We start from the raw sequence: 19,834 nt of genomic DNA, 5'->3' as shown, positions 1-19,834 counted from the left end.
GCGCTGAAACTCTGGCCGTCCGGCGATCCCGTTGAGCTTGAGCACACCCACGATAATTTGCCACTCGACCATCCCCACCTAAGGGGACATCGCAGGCACAGCCATGCCTTGATCATTGACGAGAGCCATCCTCGCTGGGCCACGCATTTATAAGCCGCAGCAAGAGACGAAGACTGGACACGGGCGGTTCGTTTTCATCTGTGCGGACATTCGTGCTTCGAGCAACATTCGTCAAACTGGGCTAGATGCGCGAATTCTCTGCAAGTTTGGCGGACAGAAGCGTTGACTCTAACATAAACTGTCGGCCCCCCGACAAAGAGCACGGCTTAAGTTGCGACCCTCCACATCCGATACCGCCCCTGCCCCGTCATCTCGTGGATCAGACCACGCGCTTCCATCCAAGCAAGGTTGCGCTGGACGGCAGCCCGGCTGGCGCCGATCAGGGCCTCGGCCATCGGAGCGGACACGAGCGGCCATTCGGTAAGTACCGCGCACAAGGCCGGGGGCGTGCGGCCTGAAAGCGGGCTCATCTCGGCTTCCGCCCTCGCCGACCATGCCTCGATATCATCGAGGTGACGCATTGCGGTCAGGCATGCGGTCTCCATCCCGTCAAGCCAACGAGACAGACGGTCAGCGGGTGGGCCACCGAAGCGCAATCCTCCTGCCCCGCCCATGGCCAAAGGCGCGAAGAGTGCCCCCTTGCCCTCACTGGCCACGATCCGTGCGGCTGTGACCGCCGCTTCCATCCGGTCGCCGTGCTGCCCGAGGCCCGCGAGACTCCAGAGATGGAAGCCCATGCAAGCGCGCGTGATTGGGTGAAGATCGGCGGCTTGCGCCATGAGATCGAGCCAACCGCCCGCGCGATCCGCGAAGGGTTCGGCTTCGACGCCGAGGTTCTCGGGGTCGCGGCGGTCGAGGAAGGCGGACAGGTCCACTTCCGGTCCAGGGCCGCCTGTAAGACGCCGCACTGCCCATCCGACACGCGCGAGCGCCGCGGTGTCGTCCTGCACGCCGGACAAGCGCATGGATTTCCAGAGCGCCAGCCGATCCGGGCCAATTCGGTCGCCTACAAACCAGCTGAGGTCTGCCGCCTCCATCAGCGCGAGCCTGTGCCGCCAACCTTTCGGGCCACGGCGCAGCCGGTCGTCCAGCGCGCCGATCCGGCCAGCCACGCGGGCAAGACGGGCGGCACTGCCCGCCTCAGCGCATCGCCAATCGTCGAGGACTTCAGTTTCACGCAACTCTGCCCTTGGTCTGGGCGGCAGAAAATCCGGCTCCTCTTCTATCGGACCGGGCAGGAACCACAGGTCGTCCTCAGACGTCTCTTCAAGCCCCATCGCATCCACTAGAGGATCGTAAAAACTATCATACTGCATAGATACTTGAGTCTTCATGTGTGCAAAATACGGCACTTTTGCATTTTACCCAAGTGTTTTGTCAGGGTGCGCCTGCACACCCTATATAGCACGGGCGCGCGATGGTCTGCGAGAGCTCGCTGATCGCGCTCAGCGTATGGAAACCAAGGGTTCTCTGCTGAGCAGCGCCACAGTGCACGCCCTTGCATTCGTTTACAAACGGTCGTTTAGTAGCGATGTATGAAACTGCAAAAAGACTGTTTTGATGCCCCTGATCGGTTATGCCCGCGTATCGACCGAAGATCAGACTCCCCTGCCCCAGTCGCAGGCCCTGAAATCCGCGGGTTGCGCCGAGATCCATGAAGAACAGGCCTCGGGCGGCAATCGTGCGCGGCCGGTGTTGGCGCGGGTGTTGGAACGCATCGGCAAAGGCGACACGCTGGTCGTCGTTCGGATCGACCGACTGGCGCGGTCGCTGTCGCATCTGCTGGAGGTGATCGAACGGCTGGAGGCCAAGGGGGCGTTCTTTCGTTCCATTCAGGACCCGATCGACACCGGATCCCCGCAAGGCAAGTTCACGCTTCAGGTTCTGGGCGCCGCGGCCGAGTTTGAGCGGGCGCTGATCCGCGAACGTACCAAGGCGGGGCTGGCGAGTGCCCGTACTAAGGGCCGGGTCGGCGGGAACCCGGGCCTACGCGCCCGCGATCCAGCGGCGCTACGCAAGGTGCGGCTCGCGCGGCAAGACGGCTACATGGAGCGTCTGAACGAGACGGCACAAGATTGGGTGCCCCATGTGCGCCGGTTGCGCCCCGACTTGGCCTGGGAAGACGTTGTGCGCATCATCAACGGCCCCCTGCCCGAGGCGCGTCGCTGGACCCAAAGCCGGCTCTTGCGCGCTGTGAAGGCCTATGTCCGCGACGGCTTCCTGCCTACCGAGGTGCTGGCCCGCGCCGGGCGCCGCGAAACGGACGATCGCCTGCCCGCCATTATTGCTGGCATCAAGGGCGCAGATCCCGACATCACGCTTCAAGCTATCTGTGAACGGCTGGAATCTATGCGCGAACGCACGCCCCGTGGCCGAACAAGATGGCAGCCGTCTTCGGTGAAAATGCTGTTGGAGCGGGCGGAACGACTTGGCCTCATGCCGTACGAATCGAGCCAAGATCAGATGTAGCTTCTGACCCGAATCCAAAGAATTTCACCGGGAGAAAACTCCGCAGGAGGCAGAAAGTGCCATTAGTTGCTTGGGGTTAGCTGCTAATGTGCCAACTCAACAGAGTAGCGGCTCGATTCGGTTAGATCTGCATTTAATATATCTATATCAATGACTTGCTGAGTTTCTTACGCTGCAACACCTATAGGTGTTGTGGATAACTTTCACACTACATTTAGATTCTTCTTGCCGGACTCACTGGATCGTGGCATTCCCATTCTGACGGCAAAACGCGTCAGACACGCTGTACGCCGTCAGAATGACTAAGAGCCTCAACAGAGGCCGAGAGTGGGCGGCAGGACATGGATTATCGTAACATTGGATACACGCAAGGCATAGGCTCTTCCGATATCGGAGCATTTGCCGACAATCTGGCTGAGTCTTTGGATCGCCAGATGAAGATCGCTTTCGAACCCGAAGAACGAAAGTCCCTACGCCGCTTCAGTTCCACCGAAGTTGCCGGCCTCCTGCGCGTAAGCACATCTAACCTGCGCAACCGGCACAAGGACGGCAGCTTCCCGGAAGTGCATACAGACAACCGCGGACACCGGTTCTACACAGCCCAAGAGATTGATGAGTTGCGCGATGTTCTTGGACGCACTGGAAAGAACGCAGAAAGCTACCGCCCAGGTCGACGTGATGGCGATCGTCTCCAGGTGATATCCGTCGTCAACTTCAAAGGCGGTTCATCAAAGACTACTGCAACGATTCATCTTGCGCAAAGGTATGCCTTGCGCGGTTACCGCGTGCTGGTCCTAGACCTCGATCCGCAAGCAAGTTTGACTACGTTTTTCGGCTTTCGGCCCGAGCTTGAGTTCGCCGATGGCGGCACAATCTATGATGCTTTGAGATATGAGGACCAAGTTCCTCTCTCGAACGTCATCCAAAAGACCTACTTCCATAAGCTCGACATGGTGCCCGCCGGTTTGATGCTCTCGGAGTACGAAACCGAGACCGCAAACGCTCTCGCCCGTCGCGTACAGCCCATCTTTGCAGAGCGCCTCGCCTTGGCGCTTGAAGAGGTTGAGGCAAACTACGACATCGTCCTGATCGACTGCCCGCCTCAGCTTGGGTTTCTAACCCTGACTGCGCTGGCAGCCTCGACGGGGCTTTTGGTTACCGTGGTACCTGGTATGCTTGACATCGCATCCATGAGCCAATTCCTGAAGCTTGCTTCAGAAACGGTCAAGGCCGTGGAGGAAGCCATCGGTCGGCGTGTCACATGGGATTTTGTCAAATTCCTGATTACCAGATATGAACCGTCGGACGGTCCGCAGACCCAAATGGCAGGCTACCTGAGATCAATTCTGGCAGGTCAGGTCATGACAGAGCCGATGCTGAAGTCTACGGCGATCTCCGACGCGGGGATGACCCAGCAGACCGTCTACGAAGTCGATCCAAGCCAATTCATCAGAAAGACAATTGATCGCGCCCTGACCAGCGTGAATGGCGTTGGCGATGAGCTAGAGCAGACGATCCAAATGGCATGGGGGCGTCGCTGATGGCCCGAAACATCTTCAACCAGCCTCCAAGGAATGAGACGGAGAGCGGAGCCCCCTCCCCTACCCCGCCAAAAGCGGCAAAGCTGCCGGGATCTGTTGGAGGATTGCGCGACTCTTTGCGCGAGATCACAGCAAACTCGATTCGCGATATCGAACCCGATCAGATTGACATGGATGGGCTGCGCGATCGGTTGGTGCTGGAAGATTCCAGTATCGATGAGTTGGCCGAGAGCATTCGCAAGCATGGCCAACAAGTGCCCATCATGGTCCGTCCATCAGCCCAACCGGACAGATACCGCATCATCTACGGCCGCCGCAGGCTTGCGGCGATCCGTAAGGTCGGTGGAACGGTCAAGGCAATTGTTCGAACCTTGGACGATGACGCATCTCTGATCGCTCAAGGCCAGGAGAACAACCTCAGGCTTGATCCGTCTTTTATAGAAAAGTCTATTTTTATCAAAGAGATGCAAGAATCCGGGTACAAATCCGGTGTCATTCAAGATGCTCTAGGTCTGACCCGGCAAGGCGTATCCAACCACAGGGTCGTCATAGAACAACTGCCAGACGGTCTTGTTCAACTCATCGGGCCAGCACATGGGATCGGCCGGCGGCAGTGGGGTGATCTAGCTGCCTTGTCGGTGAAGGTAGATTTGGTGGACATCGCCAAAGAGGCGCTCGCCGCCCTGCCCGACGACACTCCTAGTTCCGAAAAGTTCCAAGCGGTCTATTCGGCGTGCTCGAGCAAAGCACGTAGCGACAAGAAGCCACCCAATCGTGGGCTGACTTCGGTCATCAATGATGAGAACGGCAGTTCATTGGGCACGCTGACAATCGATGAGAAGGCGATCGCGCTCAAGGTCACCAAGAAGGACAATCCAGAATTCGGCCAATGGCTCGAAGAGCACGCGGAAGCTACGCTTTTGCAACTCTTCGTACAGTGGCGGAATGAGAGAGGCTCTGGGTCCTAACCCAAGCCACACAGAGCAACACGAGCAGAGGAGAAAAGCGAAGACCCGAAAGAAAAGAGCCCCCCAAAGTTTCCCCTGGAGAGCCCTCATCATCTGATTAGCATCTTTGATGTAGCAACCTCCAGCATACCGGTCAAGAGTCACCGATTCGGTGGACTGATATTTTTTGCCTTTTTCCGCGAAAATTCGAGGAAAGAGACGGGGAAGTTGTGGGCCGAACGGTCGTCGTGAACAAGCCATGGCATTTACAAAACTCTCGATCGAAGCCGCCGGTGCTGATGCAACCCGCGGCTCATTTCCCCCATCTGAAACCGACGTCTGGACCATCTTCAGAGCCCTGAGAGATGCACGCAGCGTGTTTGGTCTACGTCCTGGCCACATACAGACACTTCAAGCAATGCTCAGTTTTCTGAAACCTGGCCATGGCGAAACGGTTTTTGCGTCTAACAATTCACTTTGCCAGCGCGTTGGCGGAATCGACGAACGGACACTCCGCAGGCACATCAACCGCTTCGTTGAACTTGGACTCATCAAGCGCAACGACAGCTCGAACCGAAAGCGCTACCGCGTTCGCTCATCCGGCGGGGAGTGCATCAGTTATGGATTGTCTCTCACCCCCCTGCTCCAACGTGCGAGCGAGCTTATAGCCATCGCGCAAGAGATGGAGAATAACCGGCGAGATCGGATATTTGTCCGCAAACAGATCCTTACAAAGCTCGCCCATTTGGAAGAGCACGATCCTAGCAACGCATTCATCAACCACGCACGGAAAGCTCTACGCAGGAAGCTGAGCCTCCCCGAATACCACGCTCTGCTCGCCAATACAGATACAGAATGCCAGAGTTTGTCTACCCCGGATGACCCACCTGAAACTATGAAATTGCCCGCCAATGACGGACAAACTGTCCGGCATCAATCTAAGTCTGAAGAAGAAGAAAAAGATTTAGATAGCAACATAGGCCATGAAGCCCTGAAACCAGACTTGCTGACCTCAGTCTGCGATCAGGCGACATTGTTCTCCACAGAGAGACTTAGAAACTGGTTGGACATTGAAAACCATGCTCGAACACTTGCACCCATGATGGGCATTCACCCAGAGACTTTCGAGAAAGCCAAGAATGCTGTAGGAGCTCAGAAAGCGTCATGCGCGATCTTCATCATGCTACAGCTTGGAAAACGCATCAGGGATTTTGGAGCGTATTTTCACAGTATCACCCTGGGTCAAAGGCAAAACCAATTTGATCCATTAGCTTTGATCAAGCGACTGTCCGAAAACAATGAGCGAACTGTCTAATGTCCACCGCGGTGGACTTCGAACGAGAAGCGGCGCTTGTGGCAACCAAAACTGTCCAAACGCACCTAGCGGCGCGTGGTGGTTCTTCAGTTCATCTCAGACCAGCAGATGTCCACCGCGGTGGACAAGTGACACACGAGCAAGTCTTGATGAAAATCTGGCCGCCCATGGAAGAAATCGGCGGCCAGGCATTACACCCTAAATGCCTAAAGTTATTGTGGGAGGTCACCGTCTCCAAAGAGGTTTGGAAAGAGCCGCTCTCGATAATCCAACGGAAACGCCAACCGAACCGGCGTCTTCGGCGAGGCGGACGTCATGTATCCGGCGGCGGTCAGTTTACTCAGCGTGTTGCGAGCAGTACGCTCGGACGTCTTGAGCACAATCTGCGCATCGCCTCGTTCCAGTGCCCCATGCCGAAGAACCGCCGAGATTAGTTCCGGCGCTCGCTTGTCATCGATGGTATCTGCAACAAGACGACGATACCGTTGGTCAAGTCCGCCGAGATCGAACAATCTTGCTGAGAAGGTGATCTGGTCGAGCGTCACCTTTAGGAACCATTCACTAAACGTCTTCAGTGCCGCTTCTGACAGGTTCCCCCGTCCGTCGCGGTCTCCGCGGCGTGGACTGTCAGCCAGATCCATCATCCGTTTGTACTCGCCCCGATCGGTTAGCCCGCGGGCCAGCCCACGTGATACGGACCAGAGCCCTTGGCCACCAATCCCCGCTGTGAGGGCCATGGCATGAGACATCAGTCTGCTGACACGGCCGTTACCATCTGGGAAAGGGTGGATGTAGTTGAGCCGGTGATGCGCAGAGGCGATCGCGATGATCCGTCCGCTCGAAGACCGCGCCGCAATCTGAAATCGTTTGTCGAAATGGTCCATGAATGCCGCGACGCGCGACGATGAAGGAGGTAGGTGGCGCCCGACCGCAACTTCCCGATCATCATCCTGGCGCATGCGTCCCGGAACGATGGGCTCTTGTGTGCCGTCGGGATGTTCGATGACCCGAAACTCATCCGGCATCTCGTCGTAGAAGCTCTTATGGACCCAAGTCAGGAATTCGACGGATGTGGGGCGGGGCAGGGTGCCCTTGCGATGCATCTCGTCGATGGCCCGTTGAACGATGACGTGCGCCCGGGCCTCAAGGGCGAGGGGACGGGTTTCTTCCTCAAGCTCGGCACCAGCCAGCGCCCTTTCGATGTCGCGGGGGCGTGTGTTGTGTCCTTCGATCAGGTTGGAGTAGTAGCAGTTCATCACACGGACGAGATCGGCAAGCTCGGCGGCGCTGTCAGGATGCAGCCCTTGTCCCAGCCCGGTGGCTTCCCTCTGGATGTCGACCGAAAGGTCTGCCAGTTCTGTAGGAATATGCTCCTCGAAGAAGCAGGGTTCGATCCTGGCGGGTGTTTCCAGCATTTTGCCGATCTTCCATGTTTGCAAAGTAATTGAAAAATAAACACATTTCGTACTTTTGAGCAAGGTTTTGCCGATATGCGTTGCCGATCTTGGGTGCCGATCTAGAATTGCTGCATGAAATCAATGGCTTCCGCAGATGTGCCGGGCTTTTCGGTTTTGCTGTGTGCCCAAAGGGGCCGGAAAAAGAGAAAGTGTTCTTCGGGTTGTGTGACTGACGGATGAGGGCCTTTGGGGTCCCTCAGATGGGTCCGGGCCGGATTCCGGTCTGTCTTTCCTGATGAAGGGCATTCCGATGCAAACAGGTGTCTTGCGCGTGTTACGCGCGACCGCTGCCTCGTGGTGGCGACACAAGGAACTACGCCGAACCGGCCAGACGGGCCAGGCACTGCAGCTCGAGCGCGAGACCGTCCTGCGTGATCTCGGCTATCTCAGGCAGGCGGCGACGCTGCCGAATGCCCATGTGATCTGCGGAGAGGGCGGCACGTTCATCCATCTCGGTTGGACCACCGTCTCGACCCTCGCGCCGATCGAGCGCTTTCCCTTGGCCGCCCTCGCGGTCGCACGAGGAACCCCGTTCATCGATATTCGTCCCGTCACCGATGTTATCACCTTCGCGAACCTGCCGCGGGTGGCGCGGGACGGATCGGTCGACCCTGAACCCTGGGGCCCTAGCAGTTCGGGAGTGGGCAAAACTTGGGGGTGTCTGTGTATGTTGGTGGTTCATTGAGAAGGGAACTGCCATGGAAGTGCGGATTATTGTCGAGACGACCTTTGAGAACGGAACCACAAAGAGGCATCGTCTCGGCCGTTTGTCCCGCCCGTTTCGACGCACGCAGCCTGAGGGGTTCGGGTTGTTGCTCGAAGATGCGAAGACGATCCTGGGGCAATTGCAAAGTGCGATCCTGCACGACCAGATCGAGGAAATTTCCGAAGCCAGCCGGATCTGCCCGGACTGCGACGGGGTCCGGGCTATACATGATTATCGGTCGCGGGTGCTCGACACACTCTTCGGCAGGTTCGAGGTCAAAGCGCCGCGCATTCGGCGTTGCGCCTGCAATGCAAAATCCGATGTTGTCTTGGGCGGACCGCTTTCGCCTCTCGCTCACTTTTTCCCGGATCGATCGACCCCGGAACTGCGACGCCTTCAAGCCGAACTTGGAGCGCGTCATTCCTTTCGGGAAGCGGTGCGTATTCTGGAAACCTTTCTGCCTTGCGCGAAGCAGGTGAACACATCGGTGCGCAATCGACTGGGCAAAGTTGCCCGGGAAATCTGCGACAGCGAGCAGAATGAGCCGCTGGTTCCTTCAGCCGCCGAAGAGGCGCCTGCGCTGACGGTTTTCCTGGACGGTGCGCATATCCGATGCAGGCCGGAATATCAGAAGCGACACCTCGATGTTGTGGTCGGTAAAATTGAAGGCCACGATAGGTGCCGTCGCTTCGGCTTGGTGCAACAGGCGGTCCTGTCACCTGCCAGTCAGCTTCGCCAGCACTTGAGGGCTCTCGGTTGGGATCACGAACAAACCGTCACGGTAATTTCGGACGGGGAACCAGCCCTGCCAAACCTCGTCCGCAATGCCGTCGATGGAAAGGTCCGCCACATCCTCGACTGGTGGCATATCTCGATGCGTATTCAGCACGTCGAGAACGCCGTAAAAGGCCTGCTGCAGAGCAGGGGTTTCTCCGGCATTCCAGTGTTGTTCAAACGTCCGGCCGAAACACTGCGATGGTACCTTTGGCATGGGAAAGTTCTAACGGCCACGACCAGTCTGCAATGGTTGATCGTCGATTGCACGCGGCTGAATACAGATGATCGCATGGCGGCTGAAGCAGCCCGACGCGTGCAAGCCCGGTGCCCGGACCTCTATTCCTACCTTGCGAACAACATGGACAGCCTGACCGACTATGGTCGGCGGTACCGCACGGGTTTTCCGATTTCTTCATCCCGGGCAGAGGGCTGCGTGGACGACATCGGGAACACCCGCATGGGCAAGCGCCGCCGCATGAGATGGTCGCCCAATGGAGCCCACCGCGTGGCTGTTGTCCGCGCCGCCGTTCTCGACGGTCGGCTAACCGGAGCCTACCAAAGAGCAGCCGCATGACCCCCAAGTTTTGCCCACTCCCCCGCGCAGCCCTGTTGCCCATTGGGACCCCGGTTGCAACGATGGCAGATGGCAGATGGCACTGCGCTCAGCGTTGAGCAACCGCTCATCAATGGAGGAGGTGCGACAGGTGATGCGATCACCCGCAGCTTGGAGGCTGTTCCGGTGCTCGTGACTGATTTACTGGGTGGCGACTTTACCATGCCTGGTACGGCACTTGCGGCTATGGCGCCAGCCGCTCCCGTTTCTGAAAAGCTGTGGAGCGCAATGTTCGGCAATGCACCCCGCCACAGTTTGATGCAAGAATACGGTGGAGCTGATATCACTCTGACACATGATACATTCGAATTGGCTATGCTGAGTCCCGACACTGCACATGGGTCAACCGCCGGGGACGGATCTGAGCCTGCTGCTGTTGCTTCAATTGGCAAATCGTTTGAAGCAGCAGGCGGCGCGATTTTCATTGGTTTGAACCTTGGCCGCGATGACGGTTCGGTGCTGCCTGGCTTGGAAGGAACAAGTTCCACTTTTGCGGCATTGGAAGTGGGTTTTTCACAAAAGATCGGATCAGCCGGCTTCATAGAACTTGGCGGAACCTTTGGGATGTCGCCGGGTTCCACAGGCATCGGGATGTCAAACACTTCGGATGTGCGCTTCAATGCCATGCGTGTAGAGGCTGGACAAACTGGTGTGTTGCGGAAAGGGGACCGGCTGAGCCTCGGAGTATCTATGCCTATCGCTGTCACCTCCGGTAGCACTCAAATTGCGCTACCGGCTGCTCGCAGCGCAGGTGGTGTGTCTTACCAAGATTTAGGGATCAACTATGCACCGCAAGCCCGGGAAATTGATCTATCGATTACTTATGGAACACCCATGGGACAAAGCGCTGAGGTCTTTGTTGGCGCTATCCATGCGTTTAACCATGGTCATATCACCGGGCGTCAGGATACAGCAGCTATTATGGGATTCCGCGTTGCCTTTTAGTAAGAGTGGCGCGCTTACAGCTCGAAGCTGTAGTTGGCGGCTCGCTGTTCATCGACGCCTTGAGCCCGAACCGTCACCGCGACGCAATGCGGCGCGCTATGTGAATATCTAACGCGCCAAATCTATAAGACCCTCAACATCCAAATGCTCCTCTACGTGATCGGCCAGCGCATCCAGCGTCTGTTCGATTAGTGCGCTGTGCGCCAGTGTCGAGGCATTTACGCCCAATGCGGAGAGAAAGTTGGCGCGAAACGCGTCCGAGGCGAACAACCCGTGCAGATAGCTCCCGATGATGCGTCCGTCTGCACTCACAGCGCCTTCGGCCCGCCCTTCAATCCGGGCGAAAGGGCGCGCGCAATCGGGGCCGTTGCTCTGTCCGATGTGGATCTCGTAGCCCGCCACTTCCAGCCCGCTGGCGGAATGGGTCGCTTTCACGCGTGAAAGGCGCTTGTTCGGCGTCATCACGGTGGCTACATTCAACAGGCCTAGCCCAGATGTTTCGCCTGCAGGGCCTTCGATCCCATCAGGGTCACTCACGCTTTGCCCCAGCATCTGATAGCCGCCACAAATGCCCAAAACATGCCCGCCGCGCCGAACATGGGCATTCAGATCTATGTCCCAGCCCTGCGCGCGCAGAAATGCCAGATCGCCGCGAGTCGACTTTGATCCGGGAATGATCACCAGACGCGCATCACCGGGGATCGGCTGACCTGCGCGCACCATCACCAGATTGACGCCGGGTTCCGCCTTGAGCGGGTCCAGATCGTCGAAATTGGCAATCCGGCTTAAGGTCAGGCAGGCTATGGTCACGCCGTCTGTGGCAGGGCCGGAGGCCAGATCGAGCGCATCCTCAGCGGGCAGCAGATTGGCTCGTACAAACCACGGCACCACGCCGAAACCGCGCCATCCGGTAATCTGCTCGATCATGACATACCCATCGTCAAACAGACGAGGATCGCCACGAAACTTATTAATAATAAATCCTTTGATCATTGCAGCATCAGCCGGATCAATCACCGTCTGAGTGCCCACGACCTGCGCGATCACGCCGCCACGGTCGATATCGCCGGTCAGGATCACCGGCACATCGGCGGCGCGGGCAAAGCCCATATTGGCGATATCACCGGCACGCAGGTTCACCTCGGCCGGGCTGCCCGCGCCCTCCACGATAACCAGATCATAGGTGTCGCGCAGGCGGTTGAAACTGTCCAGCACCGAGGCCATCAGCTTGGGCTTCAGCGCCGCATAATCGCGCGCCCGTGCCGTGGTCAGCCTTTTGCCCTGCACGATCACCTGCGCGCCCACCTCGGACTCGGGTTTCAACAGCACCGGATTCATATCCGTGACCGGCTCCAGCCCGCAGGCCAGCGCCTGCAAGGCCTGCGCCCGTCCGATCTCGCCACCATCGGCGGTGACGGCAGCGTTGTTGGACATGTTCTGCGGCTTGAACGGCGCCACGGACAGGCCACGGCGGGCTGCTGCACGGCACACCCCCGCCACCAGCATGGATTTGCCGACATTCGAGCCGCAGCCCTGAATCATGATCGCGGGCATCGGGGATCAGAATTCCACGCCCGGCTGGGCCTTGATGCCGGAGCGGAATGGATGCTTGACCAGCGTCATCTCGGTCACCAGATCGGCGGCCTCGATCAGCGCCTCCTTGGCGTTGCGGCCAGTCAGGCAGACATGCGTCAACGGGGGTTTTTCCTCGGACAGAAAGGTCAGCACCTCGTCGATATCCAGATAGTCGTAGCGCAGCGCGATGTTAATCTCGTCCAGCAGCACAAACCGAATTTCGGGATCGCGGATCAGGGATTTGGCCTTTTCCCATCCGGCTTGGGCTGCGGCAATGTCGCGCGCCTTATCCTGCGTTTCCCATGTGAAACCTTCGCCCATCGCGTGGAACTGGCACAGCTCCGTGAACTGGCCCTCGATCAGGCGCCGCTCGCCGGTATCCCACCCACCTTTGATGAACTGCACAACGGCGCAGGGCATGCCATGCGCGATAGACCGCAGGATCATCCCGAATCCGGACGAGGATTTACCTTTGCCCGCACCTGTATGGACGATGATCAGCCCTTTCTCGCCTTCCTTAGCGGCCATCATCCGGTCGCGGGCGGCTTTCTTCTTGGCCATCTTGGAGGCATGACGCGCCAGTTCCGCCTCGGATGTGGGGGCTGGTTTGTCGGCGGAAGTGTTCTGAATATCTGACATCGTATTGTCCTTTTTCTTGACACTCGCCGCCCTTCTGTCAAATGAGGGGGATTGAGCGCTGGTGCCTGTCTTATGGCAGGCCAAAAGGGAATGCGACAGGTTTTGCGACACACCCGTGTTGCCTGACCGAAGCGCAGCCGCCCCCGCGACCGTGACCGGAAAGGTCCGCCCATGCCACTGGCCGCAAGGTTCGGGAAGGGGGGCGAACCGCTGAAGCAAGGTGCAAGCCCCGCTTCGAGATCCGCAAGCCGGGAGACCTGCCAGTGCACGAACTGAAACGCGCGGACGGGGTGTTCCGCGACCTTCGGACACAGGCGATAACGCCTGACCGTTGGCGCATGCCTCTGTTTTCCGCAGTCAAAAAAGGTGACGCGATGGGTGCTGTTCTCCATGTCTGCATGACCTGCCGCGCGGGCCAGCCGGTGCTTGAGGGCGAGGTTTGCGCCGGTGCCCGACTGTTCGAGGCGCTGTCGACTGCGCCCGCGCCCGAAGGTGTGACCATTCGCCCCGTCGAATGCTTGTCCGCCTGCGATCACGGGTGCAGCATCGCCCTGACCAAGCCCGGCGCATGGTCGTATGTCTACGGTCGTATGACCTCTGATGATACCGATGAAATCCTGCGCGGCGCGGCGCTTTATGCACAGACCGAGGACGGTATCGTGCCGTGGCGTGAACGCCCCGTGATCTTCCGCAAGCAGAGCCTTGCGCGCCTTCCCAAAATGGAGCTTTGACATGTCCGATCTGACCAAAATCCCCGTCACTGTCATCACCGGCTTTCTGGGATCGGGCAAGACCACGCTGATCCGGCATCTGATGCAGAACCCGCAGGGCAAGCGGCTGGCCATACTGGTCAACGAGTTCGGCACCGTGGGCGTGGACGGCGATATCCTCAAAGCCTGCGCGGACGAGAATTGCCCCGAAGAGAATATCGTCGAACTGGCCAATGGCTGCATCTGCTGCACTGTGGCCGATGATTTCATCCCCACGATCGAGGCGCTTCTGGCGATGCCGCAGCGGCCGGACCATATTATCATCGAAACCTCCGGTTTGGCACTGCCCAAACCACTGTTGAAGGCGTTCGACTGGCCCGCGATCCGCTCCAAGATTACCGTGGACGGCGTGATCGCGCTGGCTGATGCCGAGGCGGTGGCGGCGGGGCGTTTCGCGCCCGATGTGGCGGCGGTGGATGCACAGCGTCTTGCGGACGACTCACTGGATCACGAGACACCGCTCTCCGAGGTGTTCGAGGACCAGATCGCCTGCGCCGATGTGGTGCTGCTGTCCAAGGCTGATCTGGCGGGCGAGGCCGGTCTTGCGGCGGCGCGCAAGGTGATCGAGGCGGAAACGCCGCGCAAGCTGCCGATCATCGCCATGACCGACGGTGTGATCGATCCGCGGGTGATCATCGGCCTGAACGCGGCGGCCGAGGATGATTTGGATGCGCGCCCCAGCCATCACGACGGTCATGACGACCACGAGCACGAGGATTTCGATTCCATCGTCGTGGCGCTGGACGAGGTCGCGGATATCGACGATCTGGTCGCCCGCGTGCAGCGTTTGTCGCGCGAGCAGGATATCCTGCGGGTGAAGGGCTATATCGCGGTGACGGGCAAGCCGATGCGTCTTCTGTTGCAAGCCGTGGGGGAACGTGTGCGCCATCAGTTCGACCGTCCATGGGGAGAGACCCCGCGCCAGTCGCGTCTTGTTGTCATCGCGGAGCATGACAATATCGACGCTGCCGCGATCCACCGAGTTTTGCAGGGCTAAGGGCACATCATGCACGTCGTCTTCCGCGAATCCCATGGTCTGGAAGAGGCTGAAACCCCGTTCGATCCGGGGCAGGACCCTGCCGATCTAGTGGTGTTGTCCTTCTCGGACAGTGACCTCGGGGCGTTCGCGGCGGGCTGGCACCGTGCAGCGGGTGCTTTGCCAGCTCTTAGGCTGCAGAATATCGTTGCGCTGAAACATCCCGTCTCGGTCGATACCTATATTGAGAACACCCTTTCGGGGGCAAAGGCGATCCTGATCCGTCTGATCGGAGGGGAGGCTTACTGGCCTTACGGTCTGGCCTCCATTCAGGATCTGGCGCGCAGGCGCGGAATTGCGCTGGCAGTGCTGCCTGCGGACGGGCGGCCCGATCCGGCGCTTGATGCTTTGTCCACCCTGCCGGTTTCGACCCTGCGGCGTCTGTCGGAGTTGTGCGAGGCGGGTGGCGCTGTGGCGGCGCAGGCGGCTTTGGCGCAGTTGTGCATTGCAGCGGGACTTTATGCAGGGCCTGTGCCCGGCAACAAGCGCGTGCCCGATATGGGGTTCTATGATCCTGATCAGGGGGTGATTGCCGCGCCGCCTGCGGATGGGCCTTTCGTGCTGGTAAGCTTTTACCGCTCCTACCTGACAGCGGCGGATACATCGCCCGTGGATGTGTTGATCCGCGAATTGCGCGCCGCTGGCTTTGCGGCTTGCGGGGTCTTCGCGCCGTCGCTCAAGGCGGCGGGGTTTGCCGACTGGCTGCGCCCTTGGCTGGATCAGGCGCCGCCTGTGGCGATTGTGAATGCAACAGCGTTTTCTGCCCGCGCAGAGGATGGAACAACGCCCTTTGATATGGCGGATTGTCCGGTGTTTCAGGTGGCCTTGTCCACGGCGCGCAGGCAGGATTGGGCCTTGTCGGACCGTGGCCTGTCGCCTGCAGACCTTGCCATGCATGTGGTTCTGCCCGAGGTGGACGGGCGCATGTTTGCTGGTCTTGTATCCTTCAAATCCCCCGGCAAGCGCGATCCTGATTTGCAATTCTCGCGCTTCGCGCACCGTGCCGATGCGGCGCGGGTGGCTGTGGTGGTGGGCAAGATCAAGGCGTGGCATGATCTGGCGGTGACGGCAGCAGATAACCGGAGGCTGGCACTTGTTCTGTCCAACTATCCGGGGCGCGCACATCAGCTGGCGCATGCTGTCGGTATGGATGCGCTGGCCTCGACCGAGGCTTTGCTGGCTGATCTGGCGGCTGCGGGCTATGATGTTGCGGCGGGGACGGGGCTGGGTGCTGCGCTGATGGATGCGCGGATGGACTGGCCGTTGGCCGATTATCTGGCAGCGTTGGAGGGCTTGCCGCAAGCCTTGCGCGACGATCTGTTTGCGGCATGGGGTGGTCCTGCCGATGATCCGGCTTGCACCGGCGGGGTGTTCCGCTTTGCCGCGCTGCGCCGTGGCAATGCGCTGATCGCGCTGCAACCAGAGCGCGGCGATGTCGTCACGCGGGACGGGGATTACCACGATCTCGCGCGGGTACCGCGTCATTTCTATGTAGCGTTTTACCTTTGGCTACGGGCGCAAGCGCCGCATGCGCTGATCCATATGGGCGCGCATGGTACTCTGGAATGGCTGCCGGGCAAATCTGTTGCCCTGTCGGGCGATTGCTGGCCCGAGGCGCTGATCGGCACCTTGCCTGTCATCTATCCTTTCATCGTCAACGACCCCGGCGAGGCGGCGCAGGCCAAGCGGCGCATTGGGGCGCTGACCTTGGGCCATCTGCCGCCGCCTTTGGCGCAGACTGAAATTCCGGCAGGGATGCAGCGGCTGGAGCGGCTTCTGGATGAGTTTTCCACCGCTGACGGGCTGGACCCTGCACGGCGTGACCGTTTGATCGGGGATATTCTGGGCGAAGCGCGGGCATCAGGTGTCGAGGCTGATCTTGGCCTGCCGGAAGGCGCAAGCCCTGCCGAGGCGCTGACACGGCTGGACCGTTTTGTCTGCGATATTAAGGAAAGCCAATATGGAGAGGGGCTGCATGTTCTGGGGCGCGGCGCTTGTGGCGATGCGGAACGTGACGGGCTGATCCGCGCGCTCGCGGGCAAGCGTGTGGCGGCGGGGCCATCCGGCTCGCCCGCGCGGGGACGCTCGGACGTGCTTCCAACGGGGCGCAACCTCTATGCTGTCGATCCGCGCGCCGTGCCTTCGCGGGGGGCCCATGCCCAAGGCGTCAAGCTGGCCGAAGAGGTGTTGCGCAAGCATTTGCAGGATCACGGCGACTGGCCGCGCGGCTTGGTCATTGACCTTTGGGGCAGTGCCACGATGCGGACTGCGGGCGAGGAATTCGCGATGGCGCTGCATCTTGCGGGGCTGGCGCCTGTCTGGGATGCGGGATCAGCGCGGGTGTCGGGGGTCGAGGTGGTGCCGCTGGCGCTACTGGACCGACCGCGCATCGACGTGACATTGCGGGTGTCGGGCCTGTTCCGGGATGTGTTTCCAGGGCTGGCGACCATGTTCGAAACAGGGGCTGCGGCCTTGGCCGAACGGGACGAGGCTGATGATTTCAACCCCTACCGCGCCAAGGCAGCCCGCGTTTTCGGCCCCAAGCCCGGACAGTACGGCCTTGGAATGGGCGCTGCGATGGACGAATTCACAAAAGAGGCGCGTGCGGCTGCGGGCGAGGCATGGCTTGCCGCGTCAAGCTGGGCCATCGGTGCGGACGGGCTATCGCGTGATGATCGCGCGGGGCTTGAGGCGCGGTTGCAAGGGGCCGACAGCTTTGTGCATGCGCAAGACCTGCCGGAAAGTGATCTGCTGCTGGCGGGCGACTATGCAGCACATGAGGCTGGATTTGCCGCTGCCATGGCGCGGATCGGGGCGGCTGCGCCTGCGCTTTATCATCTGGACGCCTCGCAGCCCGACCGCCCGCGCGCGCGCGGGCTTACCGAAGAGATCGCTCGCGTGGTGCGGGCGCGGGCCAGCAATCCGGCTTGGGCTGACGGGATGATGGCGCATGGTTTCCGTGGAGCAGCCGAAATTACCGCAACGCTAGAGAACATGGCTGCTTTCGCTCATCTGGGAGGCGTCGTGCCGCCGCACTTATTTGATGCATATCACGAGGCCACTCTTGGCCGCGAGGACTTGGTGGCTTTCATGGAGCGCGAGAATCCTACCGCCTTGGCTGCAATGCGTGATGTGTTCCACAGGTTGCGCGGTGCGGGGCTATGGGTGACGCGGCGCAACTCGATTGCGGCTGCGCTGGAGGCGGATGCATGAGCGCCGCGAAGGATTTCGCCGTGATGGGCTGGTGCCCTGGAGCCTTGCGCCCGATGATGTCGGGCGACGGATTGGTGGTGCGCGTGCGGCCACGTGGTGGGCGGCTGACTCAGGCGCAGGCGGCGGGGGTCGCAGCGGCGGCGGCTGCGCATGGCAACGGGCTGATTGATCTGTCATCGCGCGGCAATGTGCAGTTGCGCGGCGTGTCCGAGGCGACGCACGGCCCGCTGATCGACGATCTTCGTGCCTTCGATCTAATAGATGCAGACGCGCAGGCCGAGGCGCGGCGCAATGTGCTGGTGACACCCTTTTCGGATGCAGGTACCGATGACCTAGCGGCAAGACTGGGGCAGGCGCTAGGCGACGCACCTGCATTGCCCGCTAAATTCGGCTTTGCGGTAGACTGCGGGCCAGCCCCTGTGATGCAGGATATTGCCGCCGATATCCGGCTAGAACGCGCGGCGGATGGCGGGCTAATCCTGCGTTGTGACGGGTCGGAGTTTGGTGCACGCGTATCCGATGCCGAAGCTCCGGCGCTGGCAATAGCCTTGGCGCAGTGGTTTGTAGATGCAGGCGGCGTGACAGATGGGCGCGGGCGGATGGCGGCACTGGCCTGGCGCGGCTTATTGCCGGCGGGCATTCTGGCAGGGACAGTGCGCCCTGCGACAGCGGCCGCATCCCCCGCACCGGGACTGGTTGCACAGGGTGCGCTGGTCGGTTTTGCCTTCGGGCAGATGCAGGCTGACACGCTGACAGCACTTGCCGCCTTGGGTGATCTGCGGGTGACGCCGTGGCGGATGCTGCTGGTCGAGGGGCTGAGGGTTTTGCCGGATATCGCGGGGCTGATCGTGACGCCGGATGATCCGTTGCGCCGCGTTATGGCTTGCACAGGCGCACCCGGATGTTTGCAGGCGCATGGTCCCGTGCGCGATCTAGCCCGCAAGCTTGCCCCGCAGTTGGCTGAGGGGCAGTTGCTTCATGTATCGGGCTGCGCCAAGGGGTGCGCTCATCCCACGCGGGCGGATGTTACTTTGGTCGCATCCCCGCAGGGCTTTGACCTGATCCAAGGGGGTTGCGCGCAGGATGCGGCTGATATCAGAGGCCTGACAACAGCCCAAGTGATTGCGAAAGGTTCGTTCTGATGCCGCATACCTATGAAACCGACGGGGCCGCAATCTATCTGCAATCCTTTGCCACGATACGCGCCGAGGCTGATCTGGCGCGATTCACACCCGAGGAAGAGATCGTTGTCGTTCGGATGATCCATGCCGCAGGTATGGTAGGGCTTGAGGCGCATGTCCGCTTTACCCCTGGTATGGCGATTGTCGCGCGCGCAGCGCTTGAGGCAGGCGCGCCAATCCTGTGCGACGCGCATATGGTCAGCGAAGGGATCACACGCACGCGGCTGCCCGCCGCCAATCAAGTGATCTGCACGCTGCGCGATCCGGCGGTGCCAACGCTGGCGGCCAAGATGGGCAATACACGCTCGGCTGCCGCGCTGGAACTGTGGCGGCCGCATCTGGCGGGGGCTGTAGTGGCCATCGGCAATGCACCGACCGCCCTTTTTCATCTGCTTAACATGCTGGAAGACCCCGATTGCCCGCGCCCTGCGGCGATTATCGGCTGTCCGGTCGGCTTTGTGGGTGCCATGGAGTCGAAAAAGGCGCTGATGGCTGCACCGCCTGTGCCATCGGTGATTGTTGCAGGGCGTCTGGGTGGCTCGGCGATTACGGTGGCCGCTGTCAATGCGCTGGCCAGCCGCAAGGAATGA

Annotated in this window: 16 protein-coding genes, 1 pseudogene and 1 riboswitch; of the genes and pseudogenes, 13 read left to right on the top strand and 4 right to left on the bottom strand. The window is 60.2% G+C overall.

What is annotated here, in order from left to right:
- A pseudogene (locus tag VR71_RS25120) lies at positions 1-153 on the top strand (MFS transporter); the annotation flags it as partial.
- Positions 154-326: 173 nt separating this feature from the next.
- Here the strand turns inward: VR71_RS25120 and VR71_RS15135 are convergent.
- On the bottom strand, positions 327-1,376 hold the full coding sequence (locus tag VR71_RS15135) for a hypothetical protein (RefSeq protein WP_045685478.1): 1,050 nt from the start codon (positions 1,374-1,376) through the stop codon (positions 327-329).
- A gap of 244 nt (positions 1,377-1,620) precedes the next feature.
- Here VR71_RS15135 and VR71_RS15130 point away from each other — a divergent pair, with 244 nt between their 5' ends.
- The 4 genes from VR71_RS15130 to repC all read left to right on the top strand — a co-directional run bounded on the left by VR71_RS15130 (position 1,621) and on the right by repC (position 6,332).
- On the top strand, positions 1,621-2,529 hold the full coding sequence (locus VR71_RS15130) for a recombinase family protein (protein WP_045685476.1): 909 nt from the start codon (positions 1,621-1,623) through the stop codon (positions 2,527-2,529).
- Positions 2,530-2,870: 341 nt separating this feature from the next.
- A complete protein-coding gene (gene repA, locus VR71_RS15125) occupies positions 2,871-4,070 on the top strand; it encodes a plasmid partitioning protein RepA (RefSeq protein ID WP_045685473.1) in 1,200 nt (399 codons plus the stop codon).
- Complete coding sequence (gene repB / locus VR71_RS15120; protein WP_274560524.1) at positions 4,070-5,038, top strand: plasmid partitioning protein RepB; 969 nt, start codon at positions 4,070-4,072, stop codon at positions 5,036-5,038. Before repA ends, repB begins: the two co-directional genes overlap by 1 nt.
- Before the next feature lie 238 nt (positions 5,039-5,276).
- Positions 5,277-6,332 carry a plasmid replication protein RepC gene (gene repC, locus VR71_RS15115; RefSeq protein ID WP_045685468.1) on the top strand — a complete coding sequence of 352 codons (1,056 nt, stop codon included), beginning with the start codon at positions 5,277-5,279 and terminating at the stop codon, positions 6,330-6,332.
- Positions 6,333-6,544: 212 nt separating this feature from the next.
- Here the strand turns inward: repC and VR71_RS15110 are convergent, their stop codons facing one another.
- Positions 6,545-7,747, bottom strand: coding sequence for a Fic family protein (locus tag VR71_RS15110; protein ID WP_045685466.1), 1,203 nt, complete (start codon positions 7,745-7,747; stop codon positions 6,545-6,547).
- A 292-nt stretch (positions 7,748-8,039) separates the two neighbouring features.
- Between VR71_RS15110 and VR71_RS15105 the strand changes: the two genes are divergently transcribed.
- The 3 genes from VR71_RS15105 (at position 8,040) to VR71_RS15095 (ending at position 10,830) form a co-directional block, all read left to right on the top strand.
- Positions 8,040-8,474: a hypothetical protein gene (locus tag VR71_RS15105; protein ID WP_274560519.1), complete on the top strand. Its 435-nt coding sequence runs from the start codon at positions 8,040-8,042 to the stop codon at positions 8,472-8,474.
- Between the two features lie 13 nt (positions 8,475-8,487).
- A complete protein-coding gene (locus tag VR71_RS15100; RefSeq protein ID WP_045685462.1) occupies positions 8,488-9,846 on the top strand; it encodes an ISKra4 family transposase in 1,359 nt (452 codons plus the stop codon).
- A 69-nt stretch (positions 9,847-9,915) separates the two neighbouring features.
- Positions 9,916-10,830: a hypothetical protein gene (locus tag VR71_RS15095; RefSeq protein ID WP_045685460.1), complete on the top strand. Its 915-nt coding sequence runs from the start codon at positions 9,916-9,918 to the stop codon at positions 10,828-10,830.
- Between the two features lie 108 nt (positions 10,831-10,938).
- Here VR71_RS15095 and VR71_RS15090 read toward each other — a convergent pair whose 3' ends face one another.
- Both VR71_RS15090 and cobO read right to left on the bottom strand, forming a co-directional pair.
- Entirely contained in the window at positions 10,939-12,384 is a 1,446-nt protein-coding gene (locus VR71_RS15090) for a cobyric acid synthase (RefSeq protein WP_045685457.1), read from the bottom strand.
- A 6-nt stretch (positions 12,385-12,390) separates the two neighbouring features.
- Entirely contained in the window at positions 12,391-13,044 is a 654-nt protein-coding gene (gene cobO, locus VR71_RS15085) for a cob(I)yrinic acid a,c-diamide adenosyltransferase (RefSeq protein ID WP_274560780.1), read from the bottom strand.
- 42 nt (positions 13,045-13,086) lie between these two features.
- A riboswitch (cobalamin riboswitch) is annotated at positions 13,087-13,324 on the top strand.
- Between the two features lie 94 nt (positions 13,325-13,418).
- Here cobO and VR71_RS15080 point away from each other — a divergent pair.
- From VR71_RS15080 to VR71_RS15060, 5 genes are read left to right on the top strand one after another with little or no spacing between them, the layout of a single operon-like run.
- Entirely contained in the window at positions 13,419-13,775 is a 357-nt protein-coding gene (locus VR71_RS15080; RefSeq protein ID WP_045685507.1) for a DUF1636 domain-containing protein, read from the top strand.
- A 1-nt stretch (position 13,776) separates the two neighbouring features.
- Positions 13,777-14,811 carry a cobalamin biosynthesis protein CobW gene (cobW, locus tag VR71_RS15075; RefSeq protein WP_045685454.1) on the top strand — a complete coding sequence of 345 codons (1,035 nt, stop codon included), beginning with the start codon at positions 13,777-13,779 and terminating at the stop codon, positions 14,809-14,811.
- A 9-nt stretch (positions 14,812-14,820) separates the two neighbouring features.
- The gene (gene cobN, locus VR71_RS15070) at positions 14,821-18,063 is read left to right on the top strand and encodes a cobaltochelatase subunit CobN (protein ID WP_045685452.1); all 3,243 of its coding nucleotides are present in this window, start codon (positions 14,821-14,823) and stop codon (positions 18,061-18,063) included.
- On the top strand, positions 18,060-19,205 hold the full coding sequence (gene cobG, locus VR71_RS15065) for a precorrin-3B synthase (RefSeq protein ID WP_045685450.1): 1,146 nt from the start codon (positions 18,060-18,062) through the stop codon (positions 19,203-19,205). The genes cobN and cobG overlap by 4 nt, the downstream gene beginning before the upstream one ends.
- A complete protein-coding gene (locus tag VR71_RS15060) occupies positions 19,205-19,834 on the top strand; it encodes a precorrin-8X methylmutase (protein WP_045685447.1) in 630 nt (209 codons plus the stop codon). Before cobG ends, VR71_RS15060 begins: the two co-directional genes overlap by 1 nt.

The organism is Roseovarius sp. BRH_c41, from assembly GCF_000961715.1.
Lineage (GTDB): Bacteria > Pseudomonadota > Alphaproteobacteria > Rhodobacterales > Rhodobacteraceae > Roseovarius.
The sequence above is the reverse complement of the archived record's forward strand: the minus strand, read 5'-3'. Positions and strand labels throughout refer to the sequence as shown.